The 13,568-nt window shown below is 73.3% G+C and carries 15 protein-coding genes; 5 read left to right on the top strand and 10 right to left on the bottom strand.

The genetic code is table 11. The annotated features are described in order from the left end of the window. Positions 1-2: 2 nt before the first annotated feature. From RGE_RS13985 to RGE_RS13960, 6 genes are all read right to left on the bottom strand, one after another. Positions 3-1,217: a toll/interleukin-1 receptor domain-containing protein gene (locus tag RGE_RS13985; RefSeq protein WP_232504932.1), complete on the bottom strand. Its 1,215-nt coding sequence runs from the start codon at positions 1,215-1,217 to the stop codon at positions 3-5. 175 nt (positions 1,218-1,392) lie between these two features. Beyond that, positions 1,393-3,018, bottom strand: a complete 1,626-nt coding sequence (locus RGE_RS13980) for an NAD(P)-binding protein (RefSeq protein ID WP_014429068.1) — start codon at positions 3,016-3,018, stop codon at positions 1,393-1,395. A gap of 2 nt (positions 3,019-3,020) precedes the next feature. Then, positions 3,021-4,007, bottom strand: a complete 987-nt coding sequence (locus RGE_RS13975) for a thiamine pyrophosphate-dependent enzyme (RefSeq protein WP_043784114.1) — start codon at positions 4,005-4,007, stop codon at positions 3,021-3,023. A gap of 2 nt (positions 4,008-4,009) precedes the next feature. After that, positions 4,010-5,263 carry a 2-ketoisovalerate ferredoxin oxidoreductase subunit alpha gene (porA, locus tag RGE_RS13970; protein ID WP_014429066.1) on the bottom strand — a complete coding sequence of 418 codons (1,254 nt, stop codon included), beginning with the start codon at positions 5,261-5,263 and terminating at the stop codon, positions 4,010-4,012. Further along, positions 5,257-5,838 (bottom strand): 2-oxoacid:acceptor oxidoreductase family protein, encoded by a 582-nt coding sequence (locus RGE_RS13965; protein WP_014429065.1) that lies wholly within the window; start codon positions 5,836-5,838, stop codon positions 5,257-5,259. Before RGE_RS13965 ends, porA begins: the two co-directional genes overlap by 7 nt. A gap of 93 nt (positions 5,839-5,931) precedes the next feature. Further along, complete coding sequence (locus RGE_RS13960) at positions 5,932-6,165, bottom strand: hypothetical protein (protein WP_014429064.1); 234 nt, start codon at positions 6,163-6,165, stop codon at positions 5,932-5,934. Positions 6,166-6,389: 224 nt separating this feature from the next. Between RGE_RS13960 and RGE_RS23275 the strand changes: the two genes are divergently transcribed. The 3 genes from RGE_RS23275 (at position 6,390) to RGE_RS13945 (ending at position 8,754) form a co-directional block, all read left to right on the top strand. Beyond that, positions 6,390-6,767: a DUF4148 domain-containing protein gene (locus tag RGE_RS23275; protein ID WP_014429063.1), complete on the top strand. Its 378-nt coding sequence runs from the start codon at positions 6,390-6,392 to the stop codon at positions 6,765-6,767. Positions 6,768-6,896: 129 nt separating this feature from the next. After that, the gene (locus RGE_RS13950; protein ID WP_014429062.1) at positions 6,897-7,304 is read left to right on the top strand and encodes a response regulator transcription factor; all 408 of its coding nucleotides are present in this window, start codon (positions 6,897-6,899) and stop codon (positions 7,302-7,304) included. 85 nt (positions 7,305-7,389) lie between these two features. After that, a complete protein-coding gene (locus tag RGE_RS13945; protein ID WP_014429061.1) occupies positions 7,390-8,754 on the top strand; it encodes a CHASE3 domain-containing protein in 1,365 nt (454 codons plus the stop codon). Positions 8,755-8,774: 20 nt separating this feature from the next. On the opposite strand, the gene RGE_RS24920 is transcribed toward RGE_RS13945, so the two are convergent. The 4 genes from RGE_RS24920 to RGE_RS13925 all read right to left on the bottom strand — a co-directional run bounded on the left by RGE_RS24920 (position 8,775) and on the right by RGE_RS13925 (position 11,514). Beyond that, positions 8,775-9,218 carry a BON domain-containing protein gene (locus RGE_RS24920; RefSeq protein ID WP_014429060.1) on the bottom strand — a complete coding sequence of 148 codons (444 nt, stop codon included), beginning with the start codon at positions 9,216-9,218 and terminating at the stop codon, positions 8,775-8,777. A 169-nt stretch (positions 9,219-9,387) separates the two neighbouring features. After that, positions 9,388-9,759 carry a hypothetical protein gene (locus RGE_RS13935; protein WP_014429059.1) on the bottom strand — a complete coding sequence of 124 codons (372 nt, stop codon included), beginning with the start codon at positions 9,757-9,759 and terminating at the stop codon, positions 9,388-9,390. A gap of 11 nt (positions 9,760-9,770) precedes the next feature. Continuing rightward, complete coding sequence (locus RGE_RS23480; RefSeq protein WP_014429058.1) at positions 9,771-9,935, bottom strand: DUF1328 domain-containing protein; 165 nt, start codon at positions 9,933-9,935, stop codon at positions 9,771-9,773. Between the two features lie 136 nt (positions 9,936-10,071). Then, the gene (locus tag RGE_RS13925; protein WP_014429057.1) at positions 10,072-11,514 is read right to left on the bottom strand and encodes a phospholipase D-like domain-containing protein; all 1,443 of its coding nucleotides are present in this window, start codon (positions 11,512-11,514) and stop codon (positions 10,072-10,074) included. Positions 11,515-11,599: 85 nt separating this feature from the next. Between RGE_RS13925 and RGE_RS13920 the strand changes: the two genes are divergently transcribed. Further along, positions 11,600-12,019 carry a hypothetical protein gene (locus RGE_RS13920; RefSeq protein ID WP_050985649.1) on the top strand — a complete coding sequence of 140 codons (420 nt, stop codon included), beginning with the start codon at positions 11,600-11,602 and terminating at the stop codon, positions 12,017-12,019. A gap of 36 nt (positions 12,020-12,055) precedes the next feature. Continuing rightward, positions 12,056-13,453, top strand: a complete 1,398-nt coding sequence (locus RGE_RS13915; RefSeq protein ID WP_014429055.1) for a class II fumarate hydratase — start codon at positions 12,056-12,058, stop codon at positions 13,451-13,453. Positions 13,454-13,568: the final 115 nt, after the last annotated feature.

The raw sequence follows: 13,568 nt of genomic DNA, 5'->3' as shown, positions 1-13,568 counted from the left end.
CCTCAGCCTGCCGTCGCGGCGCGGCTTTGCTGCTCGGCCTGGCGCAGCGCCATGTAGGCGTCGGCCAGGTGCAGGTGCGCCAGAGCACGCGGCGGCGGCACGCCGTTGTCCAGCGGGTGCACCTGCAGCCGCTCGTCGCCCAGGCGTTCGAGCGCGCGTTCGTACTCCCAGCGCACCCAGCCCGACTGCGCCGCCGCAGCCGACCAGAACAGCAGGAACAGGTCGCTGCCGTCGATCTCGCGTTCGAGCTGCGGCTGCCAGGCCTTGCCCGGGTGCAGGTCGTGGCAGTCGAGGAAGACGCGGATGCCCGCCGCCAGCCGGATCGAGGCCACGCGGTCGAGCACACGCAGCCGGTCGGCCGAGGCGTAGGACGCGAAGGCGCGCTGGGCGATCGGCGTCTCTTCGGCGCGCGCCGGCGGTGCGTCGGGCGGCGCCGCGGCCGCGACCTCCAGCGCCAGGCGCACGCGGGCGACGACGATGCCGTCGATCGCGACGTCGAAACGCAGCAGCGCCTCGCCCGGCGTGCCGGCCGCCGCCTGCAGCGCCCAGGCGAGCTTGAGCGGCGCGCCTTGCCAGACGAAGCTCTGGGTGGCGCTCTCGCCGTCGGCCGGCACGAAGGCGCTGCCGCGCAGCGTGACGTCCAGCCGCACGCCGCGCTGCAGCGGCGCGCTGGCGCCGACTTCCAGCGTCGTGTGCGGCTGGGACAGCAGCGCCCGCGCGGCGTCCTGCTGGCCGGCCGGGTAGGCGACGAACTCGGCGACGAACTCGCGCCCCGGCGCCACGCGCGACGGTGCGCTGGCGCCGAAACGCGCGTCGTCGGCCGGAGCCGGGGCCGCCGCTGCTGTTTCTGGCGCTGCCGCCGGACTGGCGCCGTCGGGCGCGGCGGATGAGGGCTGCAAGGCGAAGTCCGCGCCCAGCGTGCGGTACTCCTCCGGCGCCGGCTCTCCGCGGGTTCGGCGTGACAGCTTGGCCGTGATGCGCGAAGCGTCCGCCAGCCAGGTCTTCAACTGGGTGTTCAAGGCCTCGGGCATCCCGTCGCGCAGCGCCAGCCAGGCCTGCTCGGCTTCGCGGCTGGCCGCCTCGGCCGGGTGTTGCCTCGGCCCGTCCAGCGCCGGCATCGCCAGCGTGGCGAGCAGGAACTCCAGCGCGTCGGCCAGGCGCATCAGCGCCGCCCGCCGCTCCAGCGGCAGCGCCGGATCGTGTTGCCGTTGGCGCATCGCAGCGACGAAGGCCAGCAATCCTGCGGTGTCCATGATTCCCCCGTCCGGATGACGAAGGCCATTGAACGCCTGCGCGGCTTGATGCGACATCCGCGAGCGTAGGGAACAAACGTAACGGGATGCGTCGGCGCGCCGCCCGTCGCGGCGGCAGCACCGGCGTCCGGGTGCGGCCTCAGGTCTGCTCGGCCACCATGTCGATCGCGCCGCAAGGGCACTCGACGGCGCACAGTCCGCAGCCCTTGCAGTAGTCGTAGTCGACGGCGTAGCGCCCGGGTGCGAGCTTCTTCACCGCGTTGTCGGGGCAGACGCCATAGCAGTTGTCGCACTGCAGGCAGTTGCCGCAGCTGAGGCAGCGCCGCGCCTCGAACAGCGCGTTCTCCTCGGTCAGGCCGTGCTGCACCTCGTCGAAGCCGTCGGTGCGCCGCGCCAGCTCCAGCTGTTCGCGTTCGGTCTTCGGCGCGTCGCTGTAGTACCAGGGGTTCAGGCGCTCGAACAGCGCCGGGCCGTGCTTGGGTTCGGCGGCCAGCGCCGTGCCGCGCAGCCAGGCGTCGATGTGGCGCGCGGCCTTCTTGCCGTGGCCGACGGCCACCGTCACGTTGCGCTCGGCCGGCACCATGTCGCCGCCGGCGAAGAGGCCCGGATGGCCGGTCATCATCGTCTGCGGGTCGACCTGCACGACGCCGTCGCGCACGTCCAGCCCGGGCACGCCGGCCAGCAGGGCGAGGTCGACGTCCTGGCCCAGCGCCAGCACCAGCGAATCGGCTTCCAGCGTCTCGTATTCGCCGGTGGGCTGCGGCTTGCCGTGTTCGTCCAGGCGCATCTTCTCGATCGTCAGCGTGCCGGCCTCGGCGTGGGCGACGGTGGACAGCCACTTGACCTGCACGCCTTCTTCCAGCGCTTCCTCGACCTCGAGGTCGTGCGCCGGCATGCGTTCGCGCGTGCGGCGGTAGACGATGACGGCCTCGGTCGCGCCCAGGCGTTTGGCGGTGCGTGCGACGTCCAGCGCGGTGTTGCCGCCTCCGTAGACGGCGACACGCCGGCCGAGCACCGGCGTCGCGCCGTCTTCCATCGAGCGCAGCAGCGCGACGGCGTCGAGGATGCGCGCCGAGTCGCCGGCCGGGATGAAGGCGCGTTTGGCGATGTGCGCGCCGACGGCGAGGAAGGCGGCGTCGTAGGCGCCGGCCTGCATCGCCTCGGCGATGCGGTCGACGCGCGTGCCGAGCTGCAGCTCGACGCCGAGCGCGACGATGCGCGCGACCTCGGCGTCCAGCACCTCGCGCGGCAAACGGTACTTGGGGATGCCGTAGCGCATCATGCCGCCGGCCGCCGCGCCGGCTTCGGCGACGGTGACCGCGTGGCCCAGCCGGCGCAGGTGGTAGGCCGCCGACAGCCCCGAAGGCCCGGCGCCGACGACGAGCACACGCCGGCCGCTCTCGGCCGCCGGCGGCTCGAAGGCCCAGCCGCGGCGGATCGCCTCGTCGCCGAGGAAACGCTCCACCGAGTTGATGCCGACCGCCTCGTCGAGCTTGGCGCGGTTGCACGCGCCTTCGCAGCCGTGATAGCAGACGCGGCCCATCACCGCCGGCAGCGGGTTGTCGCGCACCAGGTGGCGCCAGGCGGCTTCGTAGTCGCCGCTCTCGGCGCGGAACAGCCAGCCCTGGATGTCCTCGCCGGCCGGGCAGGTCGCGTTGCAGGGCGGCAGGCGGTCGGTGTAGACCGGGCGCTCGGTGCGCCAGCTGCCGGTCTTGTTGGCCAGCGAGGAGCCCGGGTCCAGCGTGATCGCGAAGGGCTTGTCCATGCTCAGTCCTCCAGCCCGAAGCGGCGCACGTTGCGGTCGGCGCCCGCCTGGATCGCGGCCAGCATCTCCGGGTGGCCGGGCTCGCCGAACAGGTGGGCGAAACGTTTCTGCAGCCGCAGGTATTCGGCCGCCGGCACGCGGCGGCGGATCTTCGAGACCGCCGTCAGCTCGCCGTGTTCGGCCTCGAACACCGGGAAGATGCCGCTTTCCTTGGCCAGCCGCGCCAGGCGCACCGTGTCGTGGCTGGCCGCGCCCCAGCCCAGCGGGCAGGGCACCAGCACGTGCAGGTAGCGTGCGCCGTGCAGCGCCATCGCGCGTTCGACCTTGGCCTCCAGGTCGTGCAAATCGGCCACCGTCGCGGTGGCGACGTAGGGAATGGCGTGGGCCATCGCGATCAGCGGCAGGTTCTTGCCCTGGCCGAAGGGCGCGCCGGGCTCGGGGCCGACGGCCATCGTCGTCGCGGTGCGGGCGCCCGGCGGCGTCGCCGAACTGCGCTGCACGCCGGTGTTCATGTAACCCTGGTTGTCGTAGCAGACGTAGAGCACGTCGTCGTTGCGTTCGAACATCCCGGACAGGCAGCCGAAGCCGATGTCGGTGGTGCCGCCGTCGCCACCCTGGGCGATGACGCGCACGTCGCGCCGGCCCTTGACCTTCAGCGCCGCGGCGATGCCGGTGCCCACCGCGGCGGCGTTGCCGAACAGCGAGTGGATCCACGGCAGCTGCCACGAGGTCTCGGGGTAGGGCGTCGAGAACACTTCCAGGCAGCCGGTGGCGTTGGCGGCGATCAGCCGGCCCTCGGCGGCGCGCAGCGCGGCGTCGACGACGTAGCGTGCGCCGAGCGCCTCGCCGCAGCCCTGGCAGGCGCGATGGCCCGAGTTCAGCGCGTTGCCGCGCTGGCGCGAGGCCTGCACGGTGCGCTGCTCCTTCGGCAGCAGGCGGTTGCCGACGGTGAAGGTGCCGGTCTGGTAGAACTTGACGGGCTCGTCCATGCTCAGCTCCCGCGCGGCGCGGCGGCGCCCAGGTCGCGCAGCAGGTTCTCGGCGATCGGGCCGCTGCGGCGCACCGCGGCCTCGCGTGCCAGCTGGCGCTCGACGATGCGCCAGTCCAGGTCCAGGAAGGTGATCGGCCCGAGCTTGCCGGCCACCGCGTCGCGCAGCATGCGCTCCAGCGAGGCCTGCGTGATCGCCCGCCCGCCCAGCCCGGCGACCACCGTGTGGCCGTGCAGGACGAGCCCCGACAGCGCCAGTCGCACGTCGGTGGAGACGACGCCGCCCAGCCCGACCGAGAAGCTCTTCTCCAGCACGACGACCCGCTCGGCGCCTTCGAGCGCGGCACGCACCGCGGCCAGCGGGAAGGGCCGGAACGAGCCGATGCCGAGCACGCCGACCGCCATGCCGTCGTCGCGCAGCACGTCGACCGCGTCCTTCAGCGTGCCCAGCACCGAGCCGAGCGCGACGACGACGGTTTTCGCGCCGTCCAGCCGGTAGCCGCGCACCAGACCGCCCGAGTCGCGGCCGAAACGCGCCTGGAACTCGGCGGCGATCTGCGGGATGCGCTCCAGCGCCATCGTCTGCTTGGCGTGGGCGATGTAGCGCACCTCCATGAAGGCCTCCGGGCCGACCATCGCGCCGATCGACACCGGCTCGGCCGGGTCCAGCACCTGGCGCGGCTCGTAAGGCGGCAGGAAGGCGTCGACCTCGGCCTGCGTCGGCAGGTCCACACGCTCGACGGCGTGGGTCAGGATGAAGCCGTCCATGCAGACCATCACCGGCATCGACAGCTCCTCGCCGAGCTTGAAGGCCTGCAGGTGCAGGTCGGCGGCCTCCTGGTTGGTCTCGGCGAAGAGCTGGATCCAGCCGCAGTCGCGCTGGCTCATCGAGTCGCTGTGGTCGTTCCAGATGTTGATCGGCGCGCCGATCGCGCGGTTGGCCACCGTCATGACGATCGGCAGCCCCAGGCCCGAGGCGTTGTAGACCGCCTCGGCCATGAACAGCAGGCCCTGGCTGGCGGTGGCGGTGTAGCTGCGTGCGCCGGCGGCGCTGGCGCCGATGGCCACGCTCATCGCCGCGAACTCGCTCTCGACGTTGACAAACTCGCAAGGGCTGAGGCTGCCGTCCTTCACCAGCTCGCCCAGGCCCTCGACGATGTGCGTCTGCGGCGAGATCGGGTAGGCGCAGATGACCTCGGGGCGGGCCAGCGCCACCGCCTGCGCGACGGCGCGCGAGCCTTCGATCTGCTTCAGCATGCGGCGGCTCCTTCGGCGTGCTCCAGCACCCAGGCATGGGCGTCGGCGGCGGCGAGGATGTTGGCGTCGGCCACGCGGCCGGCGAAGGTGTCGCGGATGGCCTGCGCCACCGCCTCCAGCGAGACGATGCCGGCCAGCGCCGCCAGCCCGCCCAGCAGCGCGGCGTTGGGCAGCGGCCGCCCGAGGCGCGCCAGCGCGATCTCGCTGGCCGGCACGGTGGCGGCGTGGCCCGGCGGCAGCCGCGCGGCCAGCTCGGCCAGGCCCAGCGCGGCGAGGTCGCGGCCGGAGTTGATCAGCACCCAGCCGTCGGGCTTGAGGCCCTGGAAGACGTCGACCTGGTGCAGCAGCGTCGGGTCCTGCACGACGAGCACGTCGGGCGCCATCACCGGCTCGCGCGATCGGATCTCGCAGTCGCCGATGCGGCAGAAGGCGACGACCGGTGCGCCGGTGCGCTCGGAGCCGAAGCTGGGGAAGGCCTGGGCGTGGCGGCCCTGCTCGAAGGCCGCGAGCGACAGCATCTCGGCTGCCGTCACCGTGCCTTGGCCGCCGCGCCCGTGCAGCCGGATCTGCAGCATGTCGCTCCTCCGAGGATGGACCGGCGGTCCATTCTTCGCCGGTCCTCGGGGTCGGCATTGAGCGACATCAAGCGGCCCGGGGCCGCCGGGCGATCAGGGGACGACGATGAAGGCGACGTGCGAGTCGGGGATCGGCGTCGGCATCGCCTGCGCGCCTTGCGCCGGCGCGCCGCGGTTGCCCGCCGGCGGCGCCGCGCGCTGGGCCGCCGCACGTTCGACCGCGGAAGTCAGCAGGTGCACGTAGGCGGCCAGCAAGGCCAGGGCGAGCGCCGCGCCCCACAGCAGCCAGGGCGTCGTCGCGTTCAGGCGGATCGGGTGGCGGTTCATGGTGGCTCCAGGATGTGGGCCCACTGTGGCGCCGTGGCCGCCGCCGCCGTATCGGCGCGCCGCGCAGCCGCGTGTAGGACGAGCGGCAGCCCCGGCGCGTCGGCCGGCGCCACGGTCGGAAGCCGCCGACAGGCCCTCGGTCCGGAGGCCGACAGACGCCGGCTGGCGCGGCGGCGATCCTCGGGTCATGGTCCCCGCGGGGACGCAGCCTCAAGGAGCACGACATGAACCGATCCCGATCTCTCGCCCTCGTCGCCGCTGCCGCCACGCTGGCCGCGCTGTCGACGCCGGGCGTCGCCCAGACGGGCACGTCCGGCGCTGCGGCCGCGCCGGCTTCGCGCGCCGAGGTGCGCGAGGACTACCGCGAAGTGCGCCAGGCCGGCGCGCTGACGCCGGACGGCGAACTCGGCGACACGCCGCGCACGCTGATGGCGCGCGAGCAGTACGCCGAGGCCAAGGGCGAAGAGCTGCGTGCCGAGTACGAACGCCAGGCGGCCGTCGACGCTGCGGCGCAGGCCGCACCGCCCCAGGAGCCGGTGGCGCCGTTCGGGGCCCAGGACATGCAGAACCAGCCGGCTGCGGCGGGCACGCAGCCGCAGTGACGTAGGACGAGTCCGACGTCCGATGGCGGCGTGTGGCGATAGCGCCGCCGCCGCCATCCTTCACACTGGAGCCCGCGCCCCAGCCGACCGTTCCCGTACCCCGCGGCAGCCGCGTGCTGCCGGCCCCCCATGCCTGACGTCAACGCCTTCATCGTCGAAGACAGCCCCATCATCCTCGAGAGCCTCGTCGCCACGCTCGAGGAACTCGCGCCGGTGAAGGTCGTCGGCACCGCGGCCGACGAGTCCAGCGCGGTGCACTGGCTGCGCGCGCGGCCCGAGGACTGCGATCTGCTGATCATCGACATCTTCCTCAAGTCCGGCTCCGGTCTGGGCGTGCTGCGCCAGGCGGCACAGTCCGGGGTGCGCGGCCGACGTGTCGTGCTGACCAACTACGCCACGCCCGACATGCGCGAGAAGTGCCAGGCGCTCGGCGCCCACCGCGTCTTCGACAAGTCCAACGAGCTCGACGAGCTGATCAACTACTGCCTGCGGCTGTCCGAAGGCGGCGGCGCGACGGTGCCCGGCGCGCTCAACTGAAGCCGGCGCTCCCCTTCGGCGCGCAGGGCTGCGCGGCGCCGCGTAAAAGACGAATCGGCGCCAGCGTTGGCGCGGGAGGACGTGGATGCGTTTCGGTCTGGTATCGCGCTTGCGCCGCAGCGTGCTGGCGCTGCCTCTGGCAGCGGCGGCGGCGCTGGTCATCCTGTTCATCAACGAGCTGGCCTACAGCGACTCGGTCGCGTCGCTGGACCAGCTCGGCATCCGCGGCAGCGCGCGCGTCGATCTGCAGACCTTGCGCGGCGCGCTGGTCGACGCCGAGACCGGCGAGCGCGGCTACCTGCTGACCGGCCGCAAGGAGTACCTCCAGCCCTACGAGAACGCCGCGGCCTCGATTCCGCCGACGGTGCAGCGGCTGAAGTCGTATTTCGCCGGCGACGCGGCGGCGACGCAGCTGATGGAGGCGATCTCGACGACCGTCGATCAGCGCCTGTCGGACCTGCAGACCGCCGTCCGCCTCTATGACGAAGGCCGCCACGAGGCCTGGCACGAACTGCTGATGTCCAACATCGGCCTGGACAAGATGCAGCGCATCCGCTCGCTGGGCCAGCAACTGCTGGACTACGAGTCGCAGCTGATCCGCGCCGATCGCGGCGACGTCTACGAGACGCTGCGGCTGCAGCGCATCGGCGTCAACGCGATGACGGCGCTCAGCCTGCTCGCCCTGATCCTCTTCCTGCGCCAGACGGCCAACTTCGACGAGGTGCAGCGCCAGCACGCGCTGGCGCTTCAGGCCGAGAAGGACCACCTCGAGACCGAGGTCGCGCGGCGCACGCGCGACCTCACCGACCTGGCGAATTACCTCCAGACCGCCCGCGAGGACGAACGCAGCCGGCTGGCGCGCGAGCTGCACGACGAACTGGGCGCCTTGCTCACCGCCGCCAAGCTCGACGCCGCGCGGCTCAAACGCAGCCTCGGCACGATGACGCCCGAGTCCGAGGCGCGGCTCAAGCACCTGAACGACACCATCAACGACGGCATCGGGCTCAAGCGCCGCATCATCGAAGACCTGCGGCCCTCGTCGCTCAGCAATCTGGGCCTGGTGGCGGCGCTGGAAATCCAGGCGCGCGAGTTCTCGCAGCGTTCCGAGATCCCGGTGCAGGTCGAACTCGACGGCGTGACGCTGCAGGACAGCGCCCAGATCACTGCCTTCCGCCTGGTGCAGGAGTCGCTGACCAACATCGCCAAGTACGCCGCGGCGCGGCACGTGACGGTGACGCTGGCCCGCGACGGCGACCGTGCGCGCATCGCGGTCAAGGACGACGGACGCGGCTTCGATCCCGACGCCGTGCGCGGCACCGCGCACGGGCTGATGGGCATGCGCTACCGCGTCGAGTCGCAAGGCGGAGCGATGCGCGTGCAGTCGCGGCCCGGCGCCGGCACGACGATCGAAGCCTGGCTGCCGCTGGCCGCGGAGACGGCCGCCGCCTGAGGCGGCGGCCTTCGCGGGGATCAGCTCTTCTTCACTTCGAGGCGGTTGTCGACGCCCTTCACGCCCTCGACGCGGGCGGCGATCTCCGTCGCGCGTTCGCGCGCCGCGGCGTCGGGAGCGCTGCCCTTGAGCACGACGCGGCCGGCGTCGGTGTCGACGTTGATGCGCAGCGCGCTCAGGTCGGGGTCCTTGGCCAGCTCGGCGTTGACGCGCGCGGTGACGCTCGCGTCGTCGATCGCCGCGCCGGCGCGGTCGGTGGCGTTGCCGATCGCGTCGCCGGTGCGCTCGGCGGCCTTCTCGACGGAGTTGCCGGCACGTTCGGCGGTGTTGCCGGCCGCGGCGGTGGCCGAGTCGATCTTCTCGCCGGCGCTGCGGTCGTCGTTGCGGCCGCAGGCGGTCAGGGCCAGGGCCGCGACGGCGGCGGCGATCACGGTGGCGGCAAGAGGACGGCGGGTGGAATTCATCGGGGTTCCTTTCGTTCGGATCGGGGTTCTGACGGGCTGCCTTGGCGCGAAGCCGCGGCGTTCTGAGGTGTGGGCTGGGGGGCGCGGTCGCCGGCCGGCGGCGTGCCGCCGTAGTACAAGCGGCGCACGTCGTCCAGCCAGGCGTCTCGGTCGTCGTGCATGCCGGGCCTCAGCGGCGCGTGCGGCCTTGCGAGGCCAGCGCGCCGATCAGCAGCGCGACGACGGCACCGGCGGCGGCGGCCACGAGCACCGACTTCAGCGGCTGCTCCTTGATCGTCGCCGTCGTGCGTTCGCCGGCGACGTCGACGCGGTGGCGCACGTCGGCACCGAACTCGCGGGCGCTGTCCCAGCCGCGGCGGGCGGCGTCGCCGACCTGCGAGCGGGCGCGGCCGAAGGCTTCGGCGGCGTCGTGGCGTGCCGAGCGCGCGCCTTCGTCGATCGCGTCGTGGGCCTCGGCGGCGAAACGCCGGCCTTCGTCCCAGGCCGATTGCGCGCGGGCGGCCAGTTCGTCGGCGCGGGCGGAGTTGTCGTGTCGGTTCATCGTGAGCTCCTTCAGGGTTTGCGCAGCAGGCTCGCGAGGAACCCGCCGATGGCGAGCACCAGGAACACGAAGAACAGGATCTTCGCGATGCCGGCAGCGCCGGCCGCGATGCCGCCGAAGCCCAGGACCGCGGCGATCAAGGCCACGACCAGGAAGGCGAGCGCGTAGTGAAGCATCGGGGTCTCCTCTGTGCGTCATGCGGCCATGGCCGCGATGAACCCATTCTTGGAAAAACCGGGCGCCGGCGGCAGCAGCCTGTGCCCCGCGCGGCTGTCGGCGCGCAATGCAGTCGCCGGTAGGAGGTGGACTACCTCACCACCAGCGCTCGAACAGCCGCGCCAGGCCTTCGGTGGCGCGCCGCCACAGCGGCCGCGCCTGCCAGTCGGCCAGCGTCACCGGCCGGCTGGCGGCGACGTCGCGCTCGAACAGCGCCTCCATCGCGCTGCCGAGCTCGGCGCCGACGACGACGGCGTCGACCTCCTCGTTGAGCACGAAGCTGCGCCAGTCGAGGTTGCTCGAGCCGACCGTCGAGACGACGCCGTCGATGACCGCGGTCTTGGCGTGCAGCACCGCGTCCTGCAGTTCGTGGATCTGCACGCCGGCCTCCAGCAGCCGGCCGTAGTGGCTGCGCCCGGCGTAGAGCACCGGGCGGAAGTCGCTGCGCGAGGGCAGCACGAGCTGCACGTCGACGCCGCGGCGCGCCGCTTCGGCGAGCGCCTCGATCATTTCCGGCGTCGGCGCGAAATAGGCCATCGTCAGGTGCACGCTGCGCTGCGCGGCGTCGATCGCCGCCAGCAGCAGCGTGTACAGCCGCGAGTACGGCTCGGACGGCCCCGACGGCACGATGCGCACCAGCTGCTCGCCGGCGGCAGCGCCCGCGCCCGCGCGCGGCGGCCCCAGCTCGCCGGGGCAGCGCTGGTGCCGCCAGGTGTCGCGCAGCAGGTCTTCGAGCGCCGCGGCGGCGTTGCCGCGCAGCTCGATCTGCGTGTCGCGCCAGCCGGCTTCGGGCGCCTTGGCGCGCCCGCGCCGGCCGAAGGAGCCCGACGAGTACACGGCGCTGATGTTGATGCCGCCGGTGAAGCCGATCTCGCGATCGACGACGAGGATCTTGCGGTGGTCGCGGTGGCTCAGGCCCCAGACGCCGCCGCGCCCGGGCGCAGGCGCCAGCGGGTTGAACTCGCAGACCGCGACACCGTCGGCGCGCAGGCCGTCGAAGAACTCGGGCGCGGTGCCGATCGAACCGACCGCGTCGTACAGCAGCGCCACCGTCACGCCGTCGGCACGCTTTTTCGCCAGCAGCGCCGCCAGCCGGCGCGCGACCGCGGCGTCCTCGACGATGTAGCTCTCCAGCAGCACGCTGTGGCGTGCGGCCTCGATGGCCGTGAACATCGCCTCGAAGGTCGCCGGCCCGTCGACCAGCAGCCGCGCGCGGTTGCCGACGCTGAGGTCGGCGTCGCCGAAGGCCGACATCACCGCGAGGTGGCGGCGCACCAGATCGCCGTCGCCCTGGGCCGCGACGCGCGCCAGCAGGCGTTCGCGTTCGGCCGGCGCCAGGCGGCCGCGGCGGCCGTGCAGGTCGAGTTCGCGCGCCACGGCGCGGGTGCTGGGCGGCGGGCCTTGCGCCAGGTCCGGGTCCAGGCGCGGCGCGACCGGTGTGCCGGCGCAGCCGGCCAGCACCGTGCAGGTCCACCAGGCCAGCCACCAGGCCGGGGTCGCAAGCCGGCCTCGCCGGCGGGGTGTACGCTCGGTCGACATCGTGTCCCCCGCGGCTCAGGCCGCGCGCCGTGCCCGGGCACGCAGCGTGCCCGGCGATCCGATCACCTCTTTCTCGAGGCTCACCATGCAACGATTCCCCCTCGCCGTCGTGCTGGCCACGCTGGCCGCCACGGCATTCGCGGCCCCGGCCGCCGACAGCCCCCAGGCGCGTTACGAACGCGACCGCGCCGCCTGCCTCAACGGCAGCAGCAGCCAGGAGCGCACGGCCTGCCTGCGCGAAGCCGGTGCTGCGCTGGCCGAAGCCCGCAAAGGCAAGCTCGGCGACGCCAGCACGCCGGAAGACTGGCGCGCCAACGCGCTGCGCCGCTGCCAGGTGCAGCCGCCGTCCGAACGCGCGCTGTGCGAACGCCTGGCGCGCGGCGAAGGCAAGCAGGAAGGTTCGGTCGCCGAAGGCGCGATCGTGCGTGAACTGGTGACCGTCGTCCCGGGCACGCCGCCGGCTCCGCCTGTGCCGCCGGCCCCGCCCACTCCGCCGGCACGCTGAGCCGGGCGGCGGCGCGCCGCTTGCCCTGCGGGGGCGATGAGCCCTCCCGCCCCCGCCCGTCGCGAGGAACGCGACAGTTTCGGCCCCATCGACGTGCCCGCCGACGCACTCTGGGGCGCGCAGACCGAACGCAGCCTGCGCTTCTTCGCCATCGGCACGCAGCGCATGCCGATGGCCATCGTGCACGCGCTGGCCCAGGTCAAACGCGCGGCGGCGCTGGTCAACGCCGAACTCGGCCGGCTCGACGCGGCCAAGGCCGACGCCATCGCGCGCGCCGCCGCCGAGGTCGCGGCCGGCAGCTTCGACGAGCACTTCCCGCTCCTCGTCTGGCAGACCGGCTCGGGCACCCAGACGAACATGAATGTCAACGAGGTGCTGGCCAACCTGGCCTCGCGCGCGCTCGGCGGCGAGATCGGGCCGGGCCGGCTGGTGCACCCCAACGACGAGGTCAACCTCGGCCAGTCCTCCAACGACGTCTTTCCGACGGCGATGCACGTCGCCGCCGCGCTGCAGGCGCGGCCGCTGCTGGACGCGGTGACGCGGCTGCGCGCGCTGCTGCACGCCCGGGCCGAGGCCTGGGCCGGCGTCGTCAAGGTCGGCCGCACGCACCTGCAGGACGCGACGCCGGTGACGCTGGGCCAGGAGTTCTCCGGTTACGAGGCCCAGCTGGGCCTGGCCGACGCGGCGCTGCGACAGGCGCTGCCGGGCGTGTGCGCGCTGGCGATCGGCGGCACCGCGGTCGGCACCGGCTTCTCGACGCATCCCGAGTTCGGCCGGCGCGTCGCGCAGCGCCTGGCGCAGGACCTGGGCGAACCCTTCGTCGTCGCGCGCAACGCCTTCGCGGCGATGGCCGGGCACGAGGCGCTGGTGCTGCTGCACGGCACGCTGAAGACGCTGGCGGTGGCGCTGGCCAAGATCGCCGGCGACATCCGGCTGATGGGCAGCGGCCCGCGCGCCGGCTTCGCCGAGCTGCGCCTGCCGGCCAACGAACCCGGCAGCTCGATGATGCCGGGCAAGGTCAACCCGACCCAGGTCGAGGCGCTGACGATGGTCTGCGCCCAGGTGCTGGGCCACGACGCGGCGATCGGCTTCGCCGCCAGCCAGGGCCAGCTCGAGCTCAACGTCTACAAGCCGCTGATCGCGCTGGATGTGCTCGACAGCCTGCGCCTGCTGGCCGACGCCACGGCCAGCTTCGCCGAGCACTGCGTCGAGGGCCTGCAGCCCGACGAGGCGCGCATGCAGGCGCTGCTCGGCCGTTCGCTGATGCGGGTGACCGCGCTCGTGCCGCACCTGGGCTACGACCGTGCCGCAGCCATCGCGCACGACGCGCAGGCGCGCGGTCTCACGCTGCGCGAGGCGGCGTTGGCCGCCGGCGTCGACGGCGAGCACTTCGACACCTGGGTCGACGCGCGCCGCATGCTCGGCCCGGCCTGATCGGCCGCTTCCTACAGAGGCCCTCGCATGCGACCGACAGCGCAGCATGGCCGCTTCCCACCCGGCGCCGCCGGGCCGCTGCCTACGCTTGAGTCCAAGCGCCGGACACCCCGGC

The organism is Rubrivivax gelatinosus IL144 (assembly GCF_000284255.1).
Taxonomy (GTDB): Bacteria; Pseudomonadota; Gammaproteobacteria; order Burkholderiales; family Burkholderiaceae_C; genus Rubrivivax; species Rubrivivax gelatinosus_A.
The sequence above is the reverse complement of the archived record's forward strand: the minus strand, read 5'-3'. Positions and strand labels throughout refer to the sequence as shown.

Bases quoted from the DNA above. Each gene is read 5' to 3' on its own strand.
- RGE_RS13985 (WP_232504932.1), bottom strand. From the start codon at position 1,217: ATGCGCCAACGGCAACACGATCCGGCGCTGCCGCTGGAGCGGCGGGCG.
- RGE_RS13980 (WP_014429068.1), bottom strand. From the start codon at position 3,018: ATGGACAAGCCCTTCGCGATCACGCTGGACCCGGGCTCCTCGCTGGCC.
- RGE_RS13975 (WP_043784114.1), bottom strand. From the start codon at position 4,007: ATGGACGAGCCCGTCAAGTTCTACCAGACCGGCACCTTCACCGTCGGC.
- porA (WP_014429066.1), bottom strand. From the start codon at position 5,263: ATGCTGAAGCAGATCGAAGGCTCGCGCGCCGTCGCGCAGGCGGTGGCG.
- RGE_RS13965 (WP_014429065.1), bottom strand. From the start codon at position 5,838: ATGCTGCAGATCCGGCTGCACGGGCGCGGCGGCCAAGGCACGGTGACG.
- RGE_RS13960 (WP_014429064.1), bottom strand. From the start codon at position 6,165: ATGAACCGCCACCCGATCCGCCTGAACGCGACGACGCCCTGGCTGCTG.
- RGE_RS23275 (WP_014429063.1), top strand. From the start codon at position 6,390: ATGAACCGATCCCGATCTCTCGCCCTCGTCGCCGCTGCCGCCACGCTG.
- RGE_RS13950 (WP_014429062.1), top strand. From the start codon at position 6,897: ATGCCTGACGTCAACGCCTTCATCGTCGAAGACAGCCCCATCATCCTC.
- RGE_RS13945 (WP_014429061.1), top strand. From the start codon at position 7,390: ATGCGTTTCGGTCTGGTATCGCGCTTGCGCCGCAGCGTGCTGGCGCTG.
- RGE_RS24920 (WP_014429060.1), bottom strand. From the start codon at position 9,218: ATGAATTCCACCCGCCGTCCTCTTGCCGCCACCGTGATCGCCGCCGCC.
- RGE_RS13935 (WP_014429059.1), bottom strand. From the start codon at position 9,759: ATGAACCGACACGACAACTCCGCCCGCGCCGACGAACTGGCCGCCCGC.
- RGE_RS23480 (WP_014429058.1), bottom strand. From the start codon at position 9,935: ATGCTTCACTACGCGCTCGCCTTCCTGGTCGTGGCCTTGATCGCCGCG.
- RGE_RS13925 (WP_014429057.1), bottom strand. From the start codon at position 11,514: ATGTCGACCGAGCGTACACCCCGCCGGCGAGGCCGGCTTGCGACCCCG.
- RGE_RS13920 (WP_050985649.1), top strand. From the start codon at position 11,600: ATGCAACGATTCCCCCTCGCCGTCGTGCTGGCCACGCTGGCCGCCACG.
- RGE_RS13915 (WP_014429055.1), top strand. From the start codon at position 12,056: ATGAGCCCTCCCGCCCCCGCCCGTCGCGAGGAACGCGACAGTTTCGGC.